Raw genomic sequence first — 20,377 nt, forward strand, 5'->3', positions numbered from 1 at the left:
TTCCATGAGAATCGGCCTGGCATACCTCCGTGGTTCGGTACCTGCATTTGAAACCTTCGGCTTCCTCCCAACGGATATAGTGGGTGATAACGGTCTTGTGGACGGCACCAGGGCCCACAGGGTCCTTGACGGGATAATAATCCCCGGGGGTAGTATTGTTGAATCAGGAAGCCTCTCCAGGGAACTTGCAACTGAAATAAGGATGATGGCGTCCAGTGGCAAATTTGTACTGGGTATATGTTCAGGGTTCCAGGTCCTTGCCAGGAAGACAGATATAGGGAGAAAGTCACCCTGCCCCATCTACAGGGAGGGACTGGGGCTCCTTGATGTTTCATTCCATCCAATGATAAGCAATGACCGTGTTGAAGCAAGGATAACCGGTGAATGTTTCCTCACCAGGGACTTGATGGGTGAGACGGTCACAGGGTTCCACTGCCACACCTACGGGGAGATAAGGGGGGATGCAGATGAGATCATGCGCTCCATTATAAGGAGAGCGGACTACAGGGACACGACCCTGGAGGTGACATCGGGGGTCTGCAGTGATGATGGAAACATTGCAGGGACAATGGTCCATGGATGCCTTGATGAAAACCCGGCGATGGTTGAAAACATTCTCCGATTCCTTGACGCTGACCACGAGGACCGTGAAAGGATAATGGAATCCAACCGGGAACTTAGGAGGAAGATAAGATCCCAGATCGGTATAACCGGTGAGAAGGTAACTGAAAATCCTCAGAGGAAGAGTTCAGATGTCCCACCCGTCCTCATGATAGCATCAACAGGCTCTGATTCAGGGAAGACATTCATTCTAACGGGACTTGCAGGTGCCCTCAGGAGGAGGGGGCTGCGTGTAGGTGTCATGAAGGTCGGACCCGACGTCAGGGACATAGTACCTGCACTTTACCTTGTTAAGGAGCCGATGGAGAAACATTCATCCATAAGGATAGGCCACCTGGGCTGGATGGACCTCCAGGACGTGCTTGAATCCATCAGGGGCAGGGGCTATGACATAGTGCTCGTTGAGGGTGTTATGAGCATACTCACAGGACTTTTAAATGAAAGAACACCCTACTCAGGGGCCGAGATTGCAGCCGCAGCAGGCATCCCTGTCATACTGGTCGCAGGCTGCAGCAAGGGTGGGATAGAGTCTGCAGTGGTCGATCTCCAGGCCCATATAGACGTTCTTGAGGCCATGGGGATCCAGGTGCCCCATACAATCCTTAACAGGGTATATGACATGGATATAGCTGAGCGGGCATCCCATGGGAGGTTCATGACCATACCCCGGGTTGAGATGAAGGAGAGGGGAGGCACACCCGAGGTTGAGATAAAACTTGAGGACTTCTGCATCATGGCAATGAATACCATCGAGGAGAACCTTGACATTGAATCCATAATCTCCTCTGCAAAAAAACCAGATTTCAGGGGCTACTTAACCCCTGATGAGATACAGGGGATATTCAAAAAAATTAATCATCCCCCGGAATGATGCCTTCAGACCTGAAAATCATCTTCAGAGATTTCCTCTTTACCCTCGGTTATCATGATACCCTCTTCGCCACCGATCTCATAGGTGAGGAACTGCAGGGGAGTCCGGGTGCTCCTCATCTTCACTATATCCATTATACGTTCCCTTCGACCGGTGTAGGGATTCTCACGTCTACCAAGCTTTATGGCACCGTAGACAGAGAAGAGGGCCAGTTCATTGAACTCCTTTGAAGTTGCACTGTCAAGGATTATAACCGATGTGATACCCCTCTGCTTAAGCTCATATACAAGGAGATCGAACTGATTCCTGAACTCGTAGGGTGTGAGTTTGGCCGTGTAACCCCCCAGGCTGTCGATAACCACAACCTCTGCCTCAGGGGGAATATCATGAATTATCTTTGTGAAGTTGCCCTTCATGGGGTCCATGTCCATGCTCAGCTCTGCTTCGGTTATCCTTGCCCTTATACCTGTAAGTTCAATGAAGTTAAGCAGACCCTTCTCCTCCAGTTCCTGGGTGTTCCATCCAAAGGAGTTGGCCTGTATGTGAAGGTCACTGGCGTCCTCCTCGGCAGTGATATAGATGGTATGGTACCCCTCCATGCAGCTGCTTATCGCGAAACGCAGACAGAAGATTGTCTTTCCACATCCAGGTTCGCCTGTTATAAGCACGGATCGTCCCATGGGGAATCCGCCTATGGTATCGTCAAGTCCACTGATACCTATCCTCATCCTCTCCATATCAACACCTCTATGATCTGAACTCTCTGTAGGATTCTATGAGATCGGCTCCGCTCATGAATATAAGGTCATGCTCCCGGGCATACCTCATGGCATCTTCAGTTGGAAGGGAGTTCCCGGTCCTGTCATCCATCATCTCACAGCATACAGCGACTCCAGTAAGTCCCGCCATCTCCATGAGGGCTATGCTCATCTCTGTATGACCCTTCCTTCTTGTAACATGACCATCAGTTGCCCTTAGGAGGGTTACATGGCCGGGGGATCTGAAGAGATCTCCGAATTCGCTGTGTCTTCCATCCCTACATATATCTGCAAGCTCCCTTATTGTAAGGGCCCTGTCATTGTCTGTTATCCCGGTGAAGGTTTTCCTGTGGTTCACCGTTATTGAGAATGCTGATTTTTCATCGTAGGGTATGTCATAGGGTGATAGCTTTCCAAGGACAGGGAAGGCTTCTGAGGCCTCATTCATCACATCCGTCATGTAGGGTATGCCGAGCTTCTCGGAGTTCTCATGGGATACCGGGACGCATATGAGTCCCCCGGCATCATTGCGCATGACCTTTATGTGTTCGGGGGTTATGTGTTCAGCGGCCACGATCATGTCGGTTTCTCTTTCACGGTTATCAGCATCAAATACGAGGACCATTTCTCCCTTTCGCAGTGATTTAAGGGCTTCTTGAATCATATAATCACGACTCTGTAAATTTCACTCAGTTTTCAGTTAATTATCTTCAGGGTAACGGTATCTCCATCCCTTAATTTAAGGGTTTTTCTGAGGGGCATGGGGGCTATGAATTCGAGGCATGAAGGACTGTGTCTTGTTTTAAGGGGAAATACAAGGGCTCCCTCAACATCATCATTCAGGAGGGCCTTCACATAAAGGACGTCACCGAAACCGTGCCCGCCCCTGATCCTGCGGGCCCCCTTAAGGATCTTTTCCGTGATCAGGGGGTCATCAATTTCTATGTTCAGGGTACCCGGGAATGGATCAGAGCCCAGAATTTCCCTGAACGGCTCAAGGTAAACGTCCCTTGTCATGAAGTAGGCTCCTTCGCCAAGCCCTGATCTAACACGACCCTTCACCTGCATCCCTTTCATCTCCCAGATTTCAGTTCACAGGTTATGGTTGAGAATAACGGTCCCCTGAGGTCTATCTCACGGTTCCTGCCGGTTATGTACCTCATGGCAGCATCCTCCAGGGTCAGGTTCAGGTCAGAGAGGGACCTGGCTATGGTGCTCCGGATTTCAACCTTTTCATCCCCCCGCACCACCATCTCCTCTATCCGGTAGGCGGCCTCGGCTGCAAGGGCATCCATGTACCTTATGCCGGTGTTGAGTCCCTCTTTACGGGCCCTTACTATGAGTTCGGTGTCAAGGCCGGTTCCAGGGGGCACACCGAGGATGTTCCCATCATGGATGTAGATGGTGTTCCAGACCGCCGGTCCAAGGAGGCGGGTGTTCTTCTCCACCTCCACGGCATCCACCTTTATTTTTCTTCCAAGGAACTCGCCAGAGTACACCTCAAAGCTGCAGGGGGAAGCAGCATCTGCATGGGCCTCCCATGTCTCGATTATGCGTTCCATGAGTTCCCTGCCATCTGAGGTTACCGGGTGGAGGTTTATCCTGAGCATCTCTGCAATGTCCCTGTCTGAAAGGCTCCAGGAACTATAAATCTGGGGGTAGACCATTTCACGGACATCCCTCTCCTGGTTGAGGACCATGGCAACCCTCTCAACACCCACACCCAGGTTCATGACCTCCTTATCTATACCGTACATTGAAAGTGCAATGGGGGAGTAGAGACCGAAGGTTGCGATTTCAACCCATTCACCGAGGCGGGGGTGGTATGCGTACACCTCGGTCTGGGTCCCGGGTATGTAGTACTTTGATTTTTTTTCATCGGGCCGGAAACGGAACCTTGAGAATCCGAAGTGCTCTAGCAGTCCCTCTGCAACGGCCTTACCCACGTCAAGGGGGACCTCATCATCCACAACAACGCATGATGCTGAATGATAGGTCATCAGGTGACTTGAGTCCTCCTTCTGCTCCCTCCTGAAGCACCTGTCAATTGAGAAGAGCTTAAGTGGCATCCGATAGTGGTCATGGATGCTGCTAAGGGATATGAACCACCCAGATGTCATATGGGATCGGAGGGTTGTCCTGCCTGCAACAGGTTCAAGGTCCTGTATCTCAGGGAAAACCCTTTCAAGGACCCGCAGACCATCATGGCTCTCAACCCCCAGGGCCTCCGAGACCTCAAGGACCAGGTCATCCCCCGGGAGATCACCCTTCTTGTAGGACCTGAAGACATCCTTGAGTTTTTCAATCCTACCTGGATCAGTGTCAATACCCATATCCCTCATCATTTCAATCTTATCGGCTGCCAGGCCAATATCGGGTCGAGGGAGGCCCCCAAGGTAGAAGCACCTGTCAAGGACAGCCGGTGCCTCGGGCCCGAACTGTTTGTAGATGTGTTCCTCATCTATGAATAGAGGGTTAACCATTTCACTGAAACCCAGCCTCAGATAGGCCTCACGGATCATCCATATGGTGTCATAGAGTACATGGGATTTCCCGGCTTTAAACCGCAGACGGGGATACTGCATGTCATGATGGGGCTTTTTCAGGGACCTGCCGCTTTCAAGCCATGCCCTTTCAAAGTCCCTCCTTGATAGTTTCACTATATCCTTCTTCTTCAAAAACTGAACCCCCAGTAAACTTTATCATCATGGTGGTGACGTTGACTGGTTCTGAGTCTGTCTGAATGTTCGTCTCATCTACCTTAAGTATTGACGGCCAAACCTTATAATACTGAATGTTCCAATTAACTCCATGGAAAGTCAAGTATATGATTGTGATGTTCTGATAATAGGTTCCGGAGGAGCAGGCTGCAGGGCAGCCATTGAGGTTTCAAGTCATGGACTGGAACCATTGATTGTTTCAAAGGGATTATCATTTAAATCTGGATGTACAGGGATGGCTGAGGGAGGATACAACGCAGCATTCGCATGCGTGGACCATGAGGACAGCCCCGATGTTCATTATGAGGATACTCTGAGGGGCGGGGGATTTATAAACGACCCTCAGCTTGTAAGGATACTTGTGGATGAAGCACCCGACAGGCTCAGGGACCTTGAAACCTACGGGGCCCTCTTCGATCGACAGGAATCAGGCTTACTGGACCAGAGGCCCTTCGGCGGCCAGACCTACCGGAGGACATGCTACCATGGTGACAGGACAGGACACGAGATAATAACCGCCCTGAAGGAGGAGGTTATAAGGAGGGATATAGAGACCGTGGAGGAGGTCATGATAACATCCCTCCTTGTTGAGGACGGCGCGGTCCTTGGAGCCGCCGGGGTGTCTGTAAGGGACTCATCTCCTGTGGCGTTCAGGGCGGCGTCAACAATACTTGCAAGCGGGGGGGCCGGCCAGATCTACCCGGTAACATCAAACACCATGCAGAAGGGAGGGGATGGCTTTGCACTGGGATGGAAGGCCGGGGCAGACCTGATTGACATGGAACAGGTCCAGTTCCACCCCACAGGGATGGTCTACCCTGAATCAAGAAGGGGGATACTCGTTACCGAGGCTGTGAGGGGTGAGGGAGGAATACTCCTCAACAGTGAGGGTGAAAGGTTCATGAAACGCTACGACCAGAGGGGTGAACTTGCAACAAGGGATGTGGTTGCAAGGGCAATCTACACTGAGATAATGGAGGGAAGGGGCACCGAGAATGGGGGCGTGTACCTTGATGTCAGCCACCTCCCGGATGATCTTATAGAGGATAAACTTGAAACGATGCTCCTCCAGTTCCTTGATGCAGGGGTCGATATAAGGTGCCAGCCAATGGAGGTCGCCCCAACAGCCCATCACTTCATGGGGGGCCTCAGAATTGACCAGTGGTGCAGAACAAACCTCAGGAACCTCTTCGCTGCAGGCGAGGTTGCGGGCGGAGTCCACGGCGCCAACAGGCTTGGGGGGAACGCCCTGGCAGACACTCAGGTATTCGGACGAAGGGCAGGGATATCAGCGGCAAAGAACGCCCTCAGGGCCAGCAGGGATTCAATAAAATCCTTGGTTGAAGAGGAGGAGTACCGTATAAAGAACATGGTAAAGGAGGGTTCCTGCGACCCATCAGAGCTCAGACATGAACTGCACGAGGCAATGTGGAGTAACGTTGCCATAGTAAGGAGCAGGAAGTCACTTGAATCAGCACTTTCAACCATAGCATCCCTCAGGGAGAGGATGGCGGATCTTGATGTCCCTGAGACCCGTGGATTCAACAGGTACCTTATAGAGGCACTTGAACTTGAAAACATGCTCATAACGGCTTCCATGGTGGCTGAATCTGCAATTATAAGGGAAGAAAGCAGGGGGTCACACTACAGGGACGACTTCCCCGAGACCCGGCCTGAATGGAAGAAGAGCATAGTCCTCAGGAGGGAGGGGAAACCGGCTTTCATTGAGAGATAAACTGTCAGAATTCAAGGACATCCATGAGGAGGAGGTCCCTGAAGTCAGGGAAGACGTAATCCGCACCAGCTTCAATGAGGTCCTCCCTCGTGTAACTGCCCGAGGCCATCCCGATGGTGAGGGCACCTATATGTCTTCCTGCTTTTATGTCATAGGGGGTGTCACCGAAGAGGATGGTCCTGGCTCGACTTAAGGGGCACCTCTCAAGGGCAATTTCAGCCAGCATTTCCCTGCTGCTGCTGTCACTCCCGAACCCCCCGAAGCTGAAGTATTCATCGAGGCCCACCCTCTGGAGTTTAAGGCATGCGATTTCCCTGAGGTTACCTGTTACGAGGCCCATCAAGGCTCCCTGCCCTTAAGTGTGTTGAGGAATTCATCTGCACCATCAATGAGCCTTATCTCATCCTCGTGGATGTGCTTCCTGACGTAATCGGTGAGTCTCCTGAGGAACTCATCCATGAGGGATTCAATTTCCGGTCCTTCAAGGCCCAGTGAAAGGAGTATCTCCCGCGCAATCCTGGGATCGGTCTTACCATGGTAACTTATCATATCTACGGAGGCGTCCACCCCGTAGACTTCCCTGAAGGCGTGGCTGAATCCCATCTCATGGGCCTCTGAACGGTGTATGAGGGTTTTGTCTATGTCAAAGAGGGCCACGGTTGCTGATTCTTTCACGGGCTTCACCTCTCTACGCATCATCCTCTGATGGATATGAGTTTCATGGATTGGGAGGATGATTCGAGGACACCTACTCTAGCTTCATCCCCTGGATGTCAGTTCCTCTGCCGCCTCCTCAGCAACCTCCATAACATAGTTTTCATTTATCCTTTCAAGTTCACCGCCATCAAGGAGTATTTCACCGTTACAGATGACCGTCTCGACGTCTGATCCTGAGGCAGAGTACACCAGGTGGGAGGTAGGGTTCCTCCATGGGACAAGGTGTGGTCTTCTGACGTTAAGGAGGACGATGTCCGCCTTTTTACCCTCCTCTATAACACCAGCATCTATACCGAGGCTTTCAGCGCCATTGATGGTGCCCATTTCAAGGACCCTCCTGGCTGGGAGGGCTGTGGGGTCCTGAAGGCTGACCTTCTGGAGGAGGGAAGCCGTCTTCATCTCCTCAATCATGTCAAGGTTGTTGTTGGATGCCGCACCATCAGTTCCAAGTGAAACATTAACACCCCTCTCGATAAGCTTGGTTACGGGTGAAACCCCTGATGCAAGCTTCATGTTACTTGAGGGGTTGTGGGAGACCTTCACATCCCTATCTGCCAGGATTTCCATTTCATCATCAGATAACCATACACAGTGGGCTGCCACGGTTCCGGGTCCAAGGACACCTGTATCATCCAGGAACTCCACCGGGGTCTTCCCATGGCTTTCAAGGACGTTTTTAACTTCATCCTCTGTTTCAGATAGGTGTATATGGATTTTAATACCATGTTCAGCTGCCATGGATGCTGTTTCTTTAAGGAGCTCCTCTGAGCATGTGTAGGGGCTGTGGGGTCCAAGGGCAACCATCACACGTCCATCAGCCATCCCATGGCACTTCCTGATTATCCTCCTTGATTCTTTAAGCTCGGCTCTTCTTTTTTCATCATCCCCAAGGTCTATCATACCGTGGCTGAGGACGCACCTGAGTCCCGCCTCATCAACCGCCCTTGCAACATCATCCATGAAGAAGTACATGTCGTTGAAGGCTGTTGTCCCGGATTTTATCATCTCGGCACAGCCAAGGAGGGCTCCTGCATAGCAGTATTCATCACTGAGCCGGGCCTCCATCGGCCATATATGGTCGTTGAGCCACCGGTCCAGTGGGAGGTCATCTGCAACTCCACGAAAGAGTGTCATTGATAGGTGTGTATGGGTGTTAACTAGTCCGGGTATCATGAGCTTTTCATGGCCGTCAATGACAATATCCGCGTCTCCAGGGCTCAGATCAGCTGATATTTCCCTTATAATATCATCTTCAATGAGTACAGAGGCCCGTCTGACTCCATTCACATCAAGGATTTCTGCACCTGTTATGAGTATGCTCTCGCTTTCCATGGGCAACACCTGCTTATAAGTTCTAACTTATAAGTTTTCACCGGCTTGGTGAAGAACTGCAAACCATTATATAAGTTCTTGGAGGAGAGATATAATTATGGTTTCGTGAGAAATCTTCATGGCAGGAGGGCCATCCAAGGGGATACTGATTGATGCCACCGGCCTGGAAAACCTGTACATGCGGAGAGATCAAGCACGGTAAACTTATTTTAATCAACTCACCACTCTGCAGGTTAAAGAGACATGGGGGATTATATGAGGATAAGAATAGCGGTCCCCTCAAAGGGGAGAATAAGCGAACCCGCCATAAGGTTACTTGAAAATGCAGGAATAGGATTACGTGACACCGTAAACAGGAAACTCTTCTCAAAGACACAGCACCCTGACATAGATGTGATGTTCAGCAGGGCAGCGGACATACCAGAGTTCGTTGCAGACGGGGCAGCGGACCTTGGAATCACCGGCCTCGACCTTATAGTTGAGAGGGGCAGGGATGTTGAGATACTCGAGGACCTCAAATATGGCCGGGCCGACCTGGTCCTGGCGGTCCCTGAAGATTCCCCTATAAGGGGACCTCACGACATACCTGAGGACGCGGTGATAGCAACAGAGTTCCCGGGGATAACAGAGAATTACCTCAGGAGAAAGAATATAAAGGCGGAGATAGTGGAACTTACGGGTTCAACCGAGATAGCCCCATTCATTGGAGTGGCGGACCTCATAACGGACCTCAGCAGCACAGGCACAACCCTCAGGATGAACCATCTCAGGGTCGTTGACACCATACTCGAGAGTTCGGTGAAACTCATAGCAAACAGGGACAGCTACCATGAGAAGGAGGGACTCATAGAGGAGGTCAGGACAGGTATAAGGGGCGTTATAGATGCTGAGGGCAAAAGGCTTGTAATGCTCAACGTTGACAGGGATAACCTTGATAATGTTAAGGCCCTCATGCCAGGGATGACTGGGCCAACGGTATCAGAGGTGCTCTCGGATAACGGGGTGGTGGCTGTGCACGCGGTTGTGGATGAAAAGGAAGTGTTCAACCTCGTAAACAGGCTCAAGAGGGTTGGTGCAAGGGACATACTTGTGGTGCCAATTGAACGGATAATAGCATGATCAGGTGATAAGTTGAAGTTTCTGAGATTCTTGAGCCAGCATGGAACCTCCTACGGATTTAAGGAAGGAGAAACGGTACTTGAAATTCATGAAAACGACTACCTGTCACCCGAACCTGAAGTCATTGGTGAGCACAAGCTCCCTGATGTGAAGATCCTGCCACCGGTTGAACCATCAAAGGTGGTCTGCGTGGGACTCAACTACAGGGACCATGCAGCCGAACTTGGCATGGAGATACCTGAAGAACCCGTCATATTCCTGAAACCTCTAACCGCGGTAACCGGCCACCTTGACAGCATAGTCTACCCTGAGATGTCCTCTGAGGTTGACTATGAGGTTGAACTTGCAGCTGTAATATCAAGGAGGGCGAGGAAGGTGAAAAGGGAGGATGCAGATGAATTCATAGCAGGCTACACAGTCCTTAATGATGTAACAGCAAGGGACCTGCAGAGAAGGGATGGTCAGTGGACCCGTGCAAAGAGCTTCGACACATTCTGCCCCATGGGGCCATTCATAGAGACCTCTGTGGATCCACACGTCCTTGACATATCCCTTGAACTCAATGGAGAGATAAGGCAGTCATCAAACACATCAAACATGATATTCCAGGTTCCAGAGCTACTGGAGTTCATATCCCATATAATGACCCTTGAGCCAGGGGATGTTATTGCAACAGGCACACCCCCCGGTGTGGGGCAGATGATGCCCGGCGACAGGGTCAGGGCAATGATTGAGGGCGTGGGTGTCCTTGAAAACAGGGTGGTAGGGTAGGACACCATCCAATTTTTCTAGTCACCCGGTTTCAGTCCCTGAAGGGTTTAATTTCCTGTTTCAAGGTATATTGCGGGTTTCATGGGAGCAGCATTCCTAGCCTTGTTTTCAGGGTCATAGTCTGGTTCCCGGTGGACCACAACCTCCGCACCCACCTCTGATTCTATATACTCCGCGGCGTCAAGGAGGACACCGTACTCATCTATCTTCTCCCTGACCCCTGATCTTCCGGCGTCCCTTATGATCCTCCTTACGAACTCCGAAACCTCCTTCATGTTGTCATGGACACCTTCAGCCGACACCCTCCCCATTATGGCACCCATATCAGGTTTACCGACCTCACGGGCTATCCTGAAGACCTCCCACTTCCATTCAGGGGATGTGTACATATGTATCCTCTCAGGGGTGGTGTCAATGATCTTCATTATCTCCTGTATATCCCTCACGGTATTCTGGACCATTTCCTCGGCTGCCTGGATCTCGGGGCTTATTGAATCCTCTGAGAATTCAGGCCACCGGGCCTCTGCAACCAGGCCCCTTCCACCATACTTCTCCCACATCTCCTCTGCAGTATAGGGTGTGAAGGGAGCCATGAGCCTTATCCACACGCTCAGGACATAACCGAGGACGGCACGGACTTCATCATCTATCCTGTTCTCAACGCGCCTCATGTAGTGCTCAACATCCTTCTTGAGGAGGAAAAGAGCCTCTTGAACGGCTTTCCTTGTCTGGAATGATTCAAGGGCCCTGGTTGCTTCACGGATCCTGTGGTTCAGCTGACCGACCATCCATTTACCTATGAAGCTTTCAGGTTCACACCCGGATATTCCTTCAAGTTCAAGTTCACCTCCACATATATCCGAAACCCTTTCACAGAATTCCATGAACCATTCTATCCTCCTGCGCGTCCCTATTACCTCCGTCTCCCTCCAGTCAAAGTCCTGCCAGGGCTCTGCAGACGACATCAGGAAAAGACGCACAACATCTGCACCGTGCCTTTCAATGGCATCCTTCAGGAGGATCACATTCCCCTTAGAGGAGGACATCTTGTTACCCTCAAGGAGGCCCATCCCGAAGACAACAACACCACCAGGCCAGAGGGACTCGGGGAAGATGGCTGAATGATGGAAGATGTGGAAGGTGAGGTGGTTACCTATAAGATCCTTTGCAGAGAGCCTCCAGTCCAGGGGGTACCAGTACCTGAATTCCCTCCTGAGCTCCTCGGGCCCCCCATTCCCCAGGAATATGCTGTCAAAGAATTCATCATCAAGCTCCGCGGCTTCCATGTTCTTCAGGTGATGTGCTATGGTATAGTATGCCATGTAAATTGTTGAATCGGTGAGGGGCTCGATTATCCACCGTTCATCCCATGGGAGCCTTGTACCGAGGCCTATACGCCTTGAACAGGCCCAGTCGTTCAGCCAGTCAATGTAGTATTCGAAGTTGGCTCTCACCTCCTCTGGGATGATCTTCATTCCAGAGAGGCATCTCATGGCCAGTTCCTTCCAGTTTTCATCAGAGTACTTCATGAACCACTGGTCCTCCATGAGCCGGACAACGCAGCGGCCGCCGCAGCGACAAATAACAGGTCTCTCAGCAAACTCGTACATCTCATCCGCATCTCCCCTCTCCATGAGTTCCTCTGCAATAACCTCACGGGCCTCCGAGACCCTCATACTATCATAGACCGGGATGTGGCCGGCCATAACACCCCTGGCATGTTCCAGTTTGTAGAGTTCGCCTGTCGCATCCTCAAGGCGCGGGTTCTCCTGGCTTTCAACTCCAAACTTATCAAGGACCTCTGCAGCAGGGAAATCCCCATAACCCTCAAGTTTGATGACGTTAACAGGTTCAATGTCCCTGATCACATCCCTGAGATCGTATTCCTCTATAAGTTCAGGGTTCCTCCTCAGGTCCTCAAGGGCTATGTAGTCTGCGGGGGCATGGGCCGGGACAGAGAAGACCACTCCGGTTGCGTATTCAGGGTCAACAAAGGAGGCGGGCAGAACCGGATGCCTGTCCCCGGTCACAGGGTTTTCCACGTATTTGCCTATAAGTCCCCGGGGGTCGGCTTCCCCGATGATCTCCATGTCAGGTTTCTGATGTGAAAGGTTGTCCACGGATGCCCTGCTTATGATCCACTCTTCACCGCCTGTCCTGACACGTACGTACTCCTCATGGGGGTTCAGCCAGATGTTGGTTGCACCGTAGATGGTCTCGGGCCTGAAGGTGGCCGCCACCAGGAATGAGTCATCGAGCTTGAATTTCAGGAGTGTCAGCCTGTTTATGGCAACACCCTCACCTTCAAGGAGGTCATGGTCACCCACAGGGTTTTCACAATCGGGGCAGTACTTCACAGGGTGGCTTCCCTTCCTCACAAGCCCCATATCCCTGAGTTTCCTTATCTGCCACTGGATGAATTTACTGTAGGTGGGGTCGGTGGTCTTGAATTCCCTCCTCCAGTCAATGGAGTAGCCCATCTCCTCCATCACTGACCTGTACTCGCGGCTGAAGTATTCAACGATGTATTCAGGGTCGGTGAACCTTTCAAGTTCCTCTTCAGGGACCCTGTGGACTTCACGGTAGATCTTAAGGGTCCACGGGTCCCTTCTCTCTATCCTCCTGGCTATGCCTATAACCGGGGCCCCTGTAACGTGCCAGGCCATGGGGAAAAGCACGTTGTACCCCTGCATCCTCTTGAAACGGGCATAGACATCGGGAACGGTGTAGGTTCTTCCGTGTCCTATGTGCATTGCACCGCTGGGGTAGGGGTATGCTACTGTGAGGAAAATCTTCTCTTTATCATCAGGATCAGCCTGAAATACTCCTGTCTCTGACCATCGATCACGCCATTTCTTCTCAATATTCACTGAATCACCGCCATCATGGCTTTTTAACTTCATCATTTAACCATTCAAGGTAATCACGGGATCCCCCTGTTATGGGGATTGATATTATGCAGGGATTATCATAACTATGTAGTTCCTTCACTCTTTTAACTATTTCAGGGGTTAATTCCTGGGCTGTTTTAACGATGAGGACAGATTCAGAGTCCTCCTCTATTTCACCCATCCAGTGATAGATGGATTTTATTGAGGGGATTATGTTAACACATGCGGCGAGCCTCTCTTCAACCAGCTTGCGCCCGATTGACTCTGACTCATCCTGACATGATGTTGTTATATAGATGAGGGTGAACATCTCACTCACCTTAGTTTTGGTATTTCAGGAGGCATCAGCTTATGCCGTGCCGCCTCAACCATCCTCCCTATTCTTTCAACCTCCCCTGCATCGATACCGAGTCTTGATGTGATCTCATCGGTTGAGTATCCATGGTCAACAAGGAGGCAGAGTATCTCATCAAGGACATCGTATTCTATTCCAAGCTCCCCCTCGTCGGTCTGTCCCGGCCACAGCCCTGCGGTGGGGGCCTTATCTATTATCTCAGGGGGCACCCCGAGTCCTTCTGCAAGCATACGAACCTGTTTCTTGTAGAGGCAGCCTATGGGGAGCATGTCAACACCGCCATCCCCGTACTTTGTGAAGTATCCTACAAGGAGCTCTGTCCGGTTCCCGGTACCCGCAACCAGAAGATTAAGTGAGTTGGCATGATAGTAGAGGACCATCATCCGGGCCCTTGGCTTCAGGTTCGCTGCAGCCATCCCCGTCGTCTGGTGACCGCAGAGATCATTAAAGGCATCGGTGATGGGGTCAATTTCTATGGTCTCGGTTTCAATACCCAGTTTCTCTGCCAGGAGCGAGGCGTGTTCAGTGTCCTCGGGGGGTGTGGTGGCTGATGGCATCAGGATTCCAAGGACCCTTTCAGGGCCAAGGGCATTCACCGCAAGGCAGGCAACGGTTGAAGAGTCAATCCCGCCGCTCAGTCCTATAACAACACCATCAGATCCGCTTTCAGAAACCTTTTCACTTATAAAATCCTGGATCTTCTCTGCTGTTCCAGGACCCACTTCCTCTACACATGACATGAAAACCATCTCCCATCGCAATGGTTAAAAGTAAGTACAGTATATTTTATATAACTAATCAAAGATGATACACTCAGTGTTTAATGTGTTCATTAATTTTACAGGAGGAATATGATGGCATTTAAGGACCTTTTCAAGTTCAGCAAGGGCAAAACCACATTTGTATTTATAGGTGGAAAGGGAGGGGTTGGTAAAACAACCATATCAGCAGCAACAGCACTCTGGATGGCTAAGTCAGGTAAAAAGACCCTGGTCATATCAACTGACCCTGCCCATTCACTTTCAGATTCCCTTGAGAAAGAGATAAGTCACGTTCCAACACAGATAACCGAGAACCTCTATGCTGTGGAGATAGACCCTGAGGTTGCAATGGAGGAGTACCAGGCCAAGCTCAGGGAACAGGCAGCCATGAACCCGGGTATGGGACTTGACATGCTCCAGGACCAGATGGACATGGCTTCAATGTCCCCTGGTATAGATGAAGCAGCAGCTTTTGACCAGTTCCTCAAGTACATGACAAGCGATGAATATGACATAGTAATCTTTGACACCGCCCCAACAGGCCACACCCTGAGGCTTCTCTCCTTCCCGGATTTAATGGACTCCTGGGTGGGTAAGATGATCAAGATAAGGAGGCAGATCGGGAGCATGGCCAAGGCCTTCAAGAACATACTGCCATTCATGGGTGACGAGGAAGAGGAGGACAGGGCCCTCCAGGATATGGAGGCCACAAAGAAACAGATAAACGCTGCAAAGGCTGTCATGTCAGACCCTGAAAGGACGTCATTCAAGATGGTTGTGATACCAGAGGAGATGTCAATCTATGAATCCGAGAGGGCCATGAAGGCACTTGAGAAGTACAATATACATGCAGATGGTGTTATCGTTAACCAGGTCCTTCCAGAGGAAAGCGACTGCGAGTTCTGCAATGCAAGGAGGAAACTCCAGCAGGAGAGGCTCAAACAGATACGTGAAAGGTTCAGTGACCAGGTGGTTGCAGAGGTGCCCCTCCTCAAGAAGGAGGCAAAGGGTATCGACACTCTTGAGAGGATAGCTGAGCAGCTGTACGGTGAGCCATCAGCGGAATAATCATCTGCCGATGGTACACCACCACCCTAAATTTGTTCTCAAACCCACCAATACTCATCTGATTAAAGATCATCTATTTTTTTAAAACGTAATCAGGATTCATATAACTTACTTAAGCCACTTAAAAGCTATTTTATAGATCCAAATTTGTATCTGAGGATTCTGAGGATCCATTTTAGTCAGAGAATCAAATGCCAAAATTTATAATATGAATTCAAATTATTTAACAATATACTAATGTTAGGTGAGCAGTATGAAAGTTGCAGTTTATGGTGCGGGTAATCAGAATCTTTATGTGAACCAGCTGAACTTGCCGGAGAAATACGGTGGGGAGGCACCCTACGGTGGAAGCAGAATGGCAATTGAATTTGCAGAGGCAGGTCATGATGTTGTACTTGCAGAGCCAGCCAGGGAGATGCTCGAGGATGACCACTGGAAGGTGGTTGAAGATGCAGGTGTAACAGTAACCGCTGATGATGCAGAGGCTGCCAGTGAGGCAGAGGTGGCTGTCCTATTCACACCCTTCGGTAAAAAGACCTTTGAAATTGCAAAGAACATAACCCAGCATCTACCTGAGGGTGCGGTCATAGCAAACACCTGTACAGTATCCCCCGTGGTACTCTACTATGTCCTTGAAAGGGAGCTTCGAAGGGATCGTAAGGACCTTGGAATAGCATCTCTGCACCCTGCAGCTGTCCCTGGGACACCCCAGCATGGACACTATGTCATCGGCGGTCACTCAAGCAGTGAACTGGACATAGCAACCGATGAACAGATAGCCAGATGCGTTAAACTTGTAGAAAGCTGTGGTAAAGCAGCATATGTGGTGCCTGCAGACGTTTCCAGTGCAGTTGCAGATATGGGGTCACTTGTAACAGCGGTTACACTCTCAGGAGTCCTTGACTACTACTATGTGGGTACACAGATCATAAAGGCTCCAAGGGAGATGGTTGAAAAGCAGATACTCATGACACTCCAGACCATTGCCTCCCTGGTTGAAACATCAGGTGTGAATGGAATGCTCAAGGCCATGAACCCTGAACTCCTTGTAAGGAGCGCAAAATCAATGCACCTCCTCGAAGAGCAGGAGGAACTTGATGCAGCACTCAACACCCTCTCTGACCTTGATGATGAGGTTATGAAGTGGATAGAGAAGGGTGAGATAAGGCACACGGACCTGGTGGCAGCACAGGCCCTTGCAAAGGAACTCAAGAACCTTATGGGTGGTAAGGCCGCCGAGGGTACAATAAGGCGCTGCATGAGGAAGATGTTCGAATAAACTCCTCGTGTCCTTTTTAATGGGAAGACGTATACCCTTAAAAATCTCTTTTTTAATTTTAGAGGATTCAGAAAAAGAAAAATAAAACTGGAGGGTTCAGGTGGTCATGATCCTCATATTAACCACTCTGAATGTCCTCGTTATGGTTGCATAGCCGTATCTTCTTATCGTTGGGCTGTAGGTCAGTGGCTGTTATGGAGTCTGCCCTGAAGGTTTCTGATATTCTGATGGTCCTTGAGTATCTACTGGGGTTGTATAGTTTCCTTGTTGTCACTATCCTCGCATCTGAGGGGTAGTAGCCTATGGTCCTTGAGTAGCTTGCCCCTGGTTTAAGGGTGAACTTGAATGTCCTGTACCGAGCCTTGCACCTGTTGATGAGTAGATTGTTGCATAGTAGGTTACTGTGGTGGTGTACCTTCCGGTGTTCTTCAGCGTGAACTTGTAGGTCCTCCTGTGGGTTAACGTATACTGTTCTGTAATCTGCGTTGTTGATGCTGTAGTTGTATGTTCCTGGTGTTGTTAGTTGTGTCTGGAGGATTATGGTTCTTGTTTCCTGTGGGTTGAGGGTTATTGTTTGCTGGTGTATGGTTGCTCCGTTCTGGAGGATGTTGATGTTGAATGTGCCTGGGTAGTCTCCTGTGTTTTCCAGTGTTGCTGTGATTGTTGCTGTTACGGGGGCTGTGCCTGTGATGGGTGTTACCGCGAAGTCCTTTATGTTGAGTGTGGCGGGTCTGGTGGCGTTGACGCTTACTGGTGGAATGGTGTCAATCCATACGTTGTGGATTCCTCTTTCTGTTATTGTTTTCCTGAATGTTACGGTTGCCTGGCTTCCGGCGAGTACGCTGAATGATTTTGTTTCTACCAGGGCTCCGTCTATGTAGAGTCTGGCGGTGTAGGTTCCTGATAGTTCCCCTGTGTTTGTTATTCTTGCTGAAACCTCTATGTTCAGGGGTATTATTCCCTCGACTGGTGTTACCTGAATGTCATTCAGCTCGAAGCTGGCCGGGCGCAGGGCCCTTACGGTCACATCAGGGTGGTTGTTGATCCTCACGGTGTGGGTCCCTGGCTCGTTTATCATGGTGTTGAATGTCACCACTGTTGTTCAGGGACCCGTAACCCTGACAGTCCTTGTCTGAACAGCCACTCCATCCACGTAGAGGATTGTGGTGTAATCACCTGCCCCTGATTCCATGGTGCTTATCCTTGCGGTTACTGTGATGTAGAGTGGTGCGGCTCCCTGTCCTGGTGTAACCGTAATGTCTGAAATGATGGGTTCATTCATTACGGTGGCGGTTTTGGGGGTGAGTGAGCCGATTCCAAAGGTGTAGCTTCCGGTGCTTGTGAGCTCATGGTTGAAGGTTACGGTTACTGTTTTACCGGCGGCAACCGTCACGGTTTTTGTCTGGGCAGCCACCCCGTTTATGTAGAGTGTTGCGGTGTATTCTGCGGCTGTGTCACCACGGTTGGATATTTCTGCGCTTATGTTGATGGTGAGGGGTTCCCAGCCGCTTTGGGGTGTTACGTTAAGGTTGTCCAGGAGGAATTCAGGCCCCCTCAGTACCTTGACGGTGGTGCCGGTAGGTTGTTGATGTTGACCTGGTATGACCTGGGTGTGATGAGAGTGTACTGGAACTGGAAGGGTGTTTTTCTGACCCTTTGGAGCGTATTTCCACTCTCCAGCCACCTTTAAACTGTTTATGTAGATTTCGATCCAGTACTGTCCGTCTGTGTCTGCGAAGTTTGTGAGGTTTCCGGTTATGTTTATGGTCAGGAGACCTGTTCCATTGGTGGGTGTTATGCTGACGTCGGTTATGGGGAATGTGTGAATCTGGTTATGAAGCCGTCTGTAAGTCCTTCCCTGGTTTTTTATGGGCATCGGGGCTTACAGGGAAGTCAGGGGATCTTGTTGTTCCTCCTGCGTATATGTTCTGGAATCTGTCCACCGCCACTGTGTATCCTTCGTCAAGGCTGCTTCCCCCGAGGTAGGTGCTGTAGTGTATGCTTCAGTCCTTATTTTTGTTATGAAGGCTTCTGTTGTGTTCATGTTCCTGTCGTATGCGTTGTTTGTGAGGGGGAAGTTTGTTGAGTTGGTTGTCCCTGTTACGTAGATGTTCCCGAGAGCGTCCACCTTTATGGACTGTATTTCATCGTTGTTAACGCCTTCAAGGTATGTTGAGTAGGTTATGAGTCCGTTGCCGTTGATTATGGTTATGAATCCATCGCAGCCTCCTTTGATGGTTTTCTGGTATGCGTTGCTGGTCACGGGGAAGTCATTTGAGTCTGTTTTTCCTGCGAGGTAGATGTTCCCATCTTTGCTTGTTATTGAGTGGCACTGGTCTTTTCCGGATCCTCCTATGTAGGTTGAGTAGCTGAGAGAGGGTTCAGGGGTGAATCTGGCGAGGAATATGTCTGCTTGGCCCCTTTTGTTGTCCTGGAGGGCGTTCCATGTTACTGGGAAGTCGGTTGAGTAGGTGTATCCTGTTATGTAGATGTTACTGTTGTCGTCGAGGGCTATGCCCTTTACGTAGTCGTCACTGGACCCTCCCATGTATGTAAGGTATTTTATGGTTAGTGTGCTGTCCATTATCGCCAGGAAGGCTTCGTAGCCTCCTTTGCTGGTTTTCTGGTATGCGTCGTCTGTTACCGGAAGGTCCCTGGATAATGTGTATCCGGTTATGTGTATGTTCCCGTAGGGATCCGTTACAACCCCCCTGGTATGGTCGTAGCTTGAGCCGCCGAATATTTTACTGTTTATCAGGTCTCCGCTTTCAGGGTCTATTTGAAGTATGAAGGCGTCTCTGCCTGTTTCTTTATCTGTTTCACCTACTATGTAGATGTATGTGTCTCTTTCACTGGTTCCCCTTGTTATTTTTTGTCCGTAATCGTTTCCTCAGAGGTTGTAGGTTTTTGAGTATACTAACTTGTTTTGCGGGTCGAATTTTGCAAGGAGAACGTTTCTTGATCCGTTTAGTGAAGATCCTGTTATGTAGGCTGAGCCGGTGTAGTCTATGTGGATGTCCTTTACTTTGTCCAGGTTGTTATCTCCAATGTAGGTTGAGTAGTCTAGTGTAGTTTGATTCGGCTGCAGTTGCACTCTGAATCATGAGGATCACAGTTAGACACTAGTAAAACAGAAAACCTTTTATACAAATTCGTTTTATCATTTCCCAAAGAATAGAATTATATATCAATCATTTAATGTATAACATTTACTATTTTAATATTAGAATTAGAATACTGATTAAATGACCCTAATTTTGGTTTAATACTCTAATTCTTCCTTTTTCAGCCACAAAATCAAGTTTTAGACCGGATTTTTTCTTAAAATAATATTAAACAGTATTATAATGGAATTAGGTGTTCATGGTTCCTAATCGAC

The 20,377-nt window shown here is 49.9% G+C and carries 20 protein-coding genes and 1 pseudogene; 6 read left to right on the forward strand and 15 right to left on the reverse strand.

All coding sequences use genetic code 11. The features are described from left to right. Positions 1-4 precede the first annotated feature (4 nt). Positions 5-1,492, forward strand: coding sequence for a nucleotide-binding protein (locus N5910_RS00250; RefSeq protein WP_261599623.1), 1,488 nt, complete (start codon positions 5-7; stop codon positions 1,490-1,492). Positions 1,493-1,497: 5 nt separating this feature from the next. On the opposite strand, the gene N5910_RS00255 is transcribed toward N5910_RS00250, so the two are convergent. Genes N5910_RS00255 through sepS form a run of 4 tightly spaced genes read right to left on the reverse strand, consistent with a single transcriptional unit; the run spans position 1,498 to position 4,928 of the window. Continuing rightward, positions 1,498-2,229, reverse strand: a complete 732-nt coding sequence (locus N5910_RS00255; protein ID WP_261599624.1) for an ATPase domain-containing protein — start codon at positions 2,227-2,229, stop codon at positions 1,498-1,500. Between the two features lie 10 nt (positions 2,230-2,239). Next, on the reverse strand, positions 2,240-2,914 hold the full coding sequence (gene ribB, locus N5910_RS00260; protein ID WP_074358245.1) for a 3,4-dihydroxy-2-butanone-4-phosphate synthase: 675 nt from the start codon (positions 2,912-2,914) through the stop codon (positions 2,240-2,242). Between the two features lie 32 nt (positions 2,915-2,946). Beyond that, positions 2,947-3,318 (reverse strand): DUF120 domain-containing protein, encoded by a 372-nt coding sequence (locus tag N5910_RS00265; RefSeq protein ID WP_074358246.1) that lies wholly within the window; start codon positions 3,316-3,318, stop codon positions 2,947-2,949. A 5-nt stretch (positions 3,319-3,323) separates the two neighbouring features. Then, positions 3,324-4,928 (reverse strand): O-phosphoserine--tRNA ligase, encoded by a 1,605-nt coding sequence (sepS, locus tag N5910_RS00270; RefSeq protein WP_084531092.1) that lies wholly within the window; start codon positions 4,926-4,928, stop codon positions 3,324-3,326. A gap of 133 nt (positions 4,929-5,061) precedes the next feature. Here sepS and tfrA point away from each other — a divergent pair, with 133 nt between their 5' ends. Further along, positions 5,062-6,705 (forward strand): fumarate reductase (CoM/CoB) subunit TfrA, encoded by a 1,644-nt coding sequence (gene tfrA / locus N5910_RS00275; RefSeq protein WP_261599625.1) that lies wholly within the window; start codon positions 5,062-5,064, stop codon positions 6,703-6,705. 4 nt (positions 6,706-6,709) lie between these two features. Here the strand turns inward: tfrA and N5910_RS00280 are convergent, their stop codons facing one another. From N5910_RS00280 to N5910_RS00290, 3 genes are all read right to left on the reverse strand, one after another. Further along, the gene (locus N5910_RS00280) at positions 6,710-7,045 is read right to left on the reverse strand and encodes an HAD hydrolase-like protein (RefSeq protein WP_261599626.1); all 336 of its coding nucleotides are present in this window, start codon (positions 7,043-7,045) and stop codon (positions 6,710-6,712) included. Continuing rightward, positions 7,045-7,380 (reverse strand): HAD family hydrolase, encoded by a 336-nt coding sequence (locus tag N5910_RS00285; RefSeq protein ID WP_261599627.1) that lies wholly within the window; start codon positions 7,378-7,380, stop codon positions 7,045-7,047. The genes N5910_RS00280 and N5910_RS00285 overlap by 1 nt, the downstream gene beginning before the upstream one ends. Positions 7,381-7,464: 84 nt before the next feature. Beyond that, positions 7,465-8,754, reverse strand: coding sequence for an amidohydrolase family protein (locus N5910_RS00290; protein ID WP_261599628.1), 1,290 nt, complete (start codon positions 8,752-8,754; stop codon positions 7,465-7,467). A gap of 255 nt (positions 8,755-9,009) precedes the next feature. Here N5910_RS00290 and hisG point away from each other — a divergent pair, with 255 nt between their 5' ends. Together hisG and N5910_RS00300 are read left to right on the forward strand one after the other, a co-directional pair. Further along, the gene (gene hisG, locus N5910_RS00295; RefSeq protein ID WP_074358251.1) at positions 9,010-9,873 is read left to right on the forward strand and encodes an ATP phosphoribosyltransferase; all 864 of its coding nucleotides are present in this window, start codon (positions 9,010-9,012) and stop codon (positions 9,871-9,873) included. A 12-nt stretch (positions 9,874-9,885) separates the two neighbouring features. Beyond that, positions 9,886-10,644, forward strand: a complete 759-nt coding sequence (locus N5910_RS00300) for a fumarylacetoacetate hydrolase family protein (protein ID WP_261599629.1) — start codon at positions 9,886-9,888, stop codon at positions 10,642-10,644. 47 nt (positions 10,645-10,691) lie between these two features. On the opposite strand, the gene leuS is transcribed toward N5910_RS00300, so the two are convergent. From leuS to N5910_RS00315, 3 genes are read right to left on the reverse strand one after another with little or no spacing between them, the layout of a single operon-like run. Further along, positions 10,692-13,547, reverse strand: a complete 2,856-nt coding sequence (leuS, locus tag N5910_RS00305; RefSeq protein ID WP_261599630.1) for a leucine--tRNA ligase — start codon at positions 13,545-13,547, stop codon at positions 10,692-10,694. Beyond that, entirely contained in the window at positions 13,528-13,845 is a 318-nt protein-coding gene (gene cutA / locus N5910_RS00310; protein WP_074358254.1) for a divalent-cation tolerance protein CutA, read from the reverse strand. Before cutA ends, leuS begins: the two co-directional genes overlap by 20 nt. 5 nt (positions 13,846-13,850) lie before the next feature. Continuing rightward, the gene (locus N5910_RS00315) at positions 13,851-14,630 is read right to left on the reverse strand and encodes an NAD+ synthase (protein WP_074358255.1); all 780 of its coding nucleotides are present in this window, start codon (positions 14,628-14,630) and stop codon (positions 13,851-13,853) included. Between the two features lie 114 nt (positions 14,631-14,744). Between N5910_RS00315 and N5910_RS00320 the strand changes: the two genes are divergently transcribed. After that, positions 14,745-15,719 (forward strand): TRC40/GET3/ArsA family transport-energizing ATPase, encoded by a 975-nt coding sequence (locus N5910_RS00320; protein ID WP_074358256.1) that lies wholly within the window; start codon positions 14,745-14,747, stop codon positions 15,717-15,719. A gap of 253 nt (positions 15,720-15,972) precedes the next feature. After that, a complete protein-coding gene (locus N5910_RS00325) occupies positions 15,973-16,998 on the forward strand; it encodes a H(2)-dependent methylenetetrahydromethanopterin dehydrogenase-related protein (protein ID WP_261599631.1) in 1,026 nt (341 codons plus the stop codon). Positions 16,999-17,116: 118 nt separating this feature from the next. Here the strand turns inward: N5910_RS00325 and N5910_RS00330 are convergent, their stop codons facing one another. From N5910_RS00330 to N5910_RS00350, 5 genes and pseudogenes are all read right to left on the reverse strand, one after another. Then, a complete protein-coding gene (locus N5910_RS00330; protein WP_261599632.1) occupies positions 17,117-18,076 on the reverse strand; it encodes a hypothetical protein in 960 nt (319 codons plus the stop codon). A 24-nt stretch (positions 18,077-18,100) separates the two neighbouring features. Then, entirely contained in the window at positions 18,101-18,874 is a 774-nt protein-coding gene (locus N5910_RS00335) for a CARDB domain-containing protein (protein WP_261599633.1), read from the reverse strand. Next, positions 18,831-18,947, reverse strand: coding sequence for a hypothetical protein (locus tag N5910_RS00340; RefSeq protein ID WP_261599634.1), 117 nt, complete (start codon positions 18,945-18,947; stop codon positions 18,831-18,833). Before N5910_RS00340 ends, N5910_RS00335 begins: the two co-directional genes overlap by 44 nt. A gap of 173 nt (positions 18,948-19,120) precedes the next feature. After that, positions 19,121-19,867, reverse strand: a pseudogene (locus N5910_RS00345) (SBBP repeat-containing protein); the annotation flags it as partial. 21 nt (positions 19,868-19,888) lie between these two features. Continuing rightward, entirely contained in the window at positions 19,889-20,092 is a 204-nt protein-coding gene (locus N5910_RS00350; RefSeq protein WP_238337921.1) for an SBBP repeat-containing protein, read from the reverse strand. Positions 20,093-20,377 lie beyond the last annotated feature (285 nt).

The organism is Methanothermobacter wolfeii, assembly GCF_025397995.1.
GTDB classification, from domain to species: Archaea; Methanobacteriota; Methanobacteria; order Methanobacteriales; family Methanothermobacteraceae; genus Methanothermobacter; species Methanothermobacter wolfei.